Origin of the sequence: Ornithinibacillus gellani (genome assembly GCF_003730295.1) — a bacterium.
GTDB classification, from domain to species: Bacteria; Bacillota; Bacilli; order Bacillales; family Amphibacillaceae; genus Ornithinibacillus_A; species Ornithinibacillus_A gellani.
Window position 1 is genome coordinate 1 of sequence record NZ_QTSZ01000034.1, and the last position, 1,707, is coordinate 1,707.

Annotated in this window: 1 rRNA gene; it reads left to right on the forward strand. The window is 53.4% G+C overall.

The window, feature by feature from the left end:
* Window positions 1-63 precede the first annotated feature (63 nt).
* Window positions 64-1,630: ribosomal RNA gene (locus tag DX933_RS10295) — 16S ribosomal RNA — on the forward strand.
* Window positions 1,631-1,707 lie beyond the last annotated feature (77 nt).

Here is a 1,707-nt window from a genome sequence, read left to right on the forward strand (position 1 = left end):
CCTGTTTTTCTTTAAAAAAATTAGTCAGAATTTGTTTCTGATTGCTAAGTATGAAACTTTACTTTTTTGGAGAGTTTGATCTTGGCTCAGGACGAACGCTGGCGGCGTGCCTAATACATGCAAGTCGAGCGCGGGAAGCAAACAGATCTCCTTCGGGAGTGACGTTTGTGGAACGAGCGGCGGACGGGTGAGTAACACGTGGGCAACCTGCCTGTAAGACTGGGATAACTCCGGGAAACCGGGGCTAATACCGGATAATCCTTCTTGCCACATGGTGAGGAGTCAAAAGGCGGCTTTTAGCTGTCACTTACAGATGGGCCCGCGGCGCATTAGCTAGTTGGTGGGGTAAAGGCTCACCAAGGCGACGATGCGTAGCCGACCTGAGAGGGTGATCGGCCACACTGGGACTGAGACACGGCCCAGACTCCTACGGGAGGCAGCAGTAGGGAATCTTCCGCAATGGACGAAAGTCTGACGGAGCAACGCCGCGTGAGTGATGAAGGTCTTCGGATCGTAAAACTCTGTTGTCAGGGAAGAACAAGTATGGTAGTAACTGACCGTACCTTGACGGTACCTGACCAGAAAGCCCCGGCTAACTACGTGCCAGCAGCCGCGGTAATACGTAGGGGGCAAGCGTTGTCCGGAATTATTGGGCGTAAAGCGCGCGCAGGCGGTCCTTTAAGTCTGATGTGAAAGCCCACGGCTTAACCGTGGAGGGTCATTGGAAACTGGAGGACTTGAGTACAGAAGAGGAGAGTGGAATTCCACGTGTAGCGGTGAAATGCGTAGAGATGTGGAGGAACACCAGTGGCGAAGGCGACTCTCTGGTCTGTAACTGACGCTGAGGTGCGAAAGCGTGGGTAGCGAACAGGATTAGATACCCTGGTAGTCCACGCCGTAAACGATGAGTGCTAGGTGTTAGGGGGTTTCCGCCCCTTAGTGCTGCAGTTAACGCATTAAGCACTCCGCCTGGGGAGTACGGCCGCAAGGCTGAAACTCAAAAGAATTGACGGGGGCCCGCACAAGCGGTGGAGCATGTGGTTTAATTCGAAGCAACGCGAAGAACCTTACCAGGTCTTGACATCCTCTGACCACTCTAGAGATAGAGTCTTCCCTTCGGGGACAGAGTGACAGGTGGTGCATGGTTGTCGTCAGCTCGTGTCGTGAGATGTTGGGTTAAGTCCCGCAACGAGCGCAACCCTTGATCTTAGTTGCCAGCATTAAGTTGGGCACTCTAAGGTGACTGCCGGTGACAAACCGGAGGAAGGTGGGGATGACGTCAAATCATCATGCCCCTTATGACCTGGGCTACACACGTGCTACAATGGATGGAACAGAGGGCAGCGAAACCGCGAGGTGAAGCAAATCCCACAAAACCATTCTCAGTTCGGATTGTAGGCTGCAATTCGCCTACATGAAGCAGGAATCGCTAGTAATCGCGGATCAGAATGCCGCGGTGAATACGTTCCCGGGCCTTGTACACACCGCCCGTCACACCACGAGAGTTAGCAACACCCGAAGTCGGTGAGGTAACCATTTATGGAGCCAGCCGCCGAAGGTGGGGCCAATGATTGGGGTGAAGTCGTAACAAGGTAGCCGTATCGGAAGGTGCGGCTGGATCACCTCCTTTCTAAGGATATAATAGAAGGCGGAAGCGGCCGTTTAGCAACGTACGGACTGGAGAAGTCCTGACGAGATAAAGGAAAC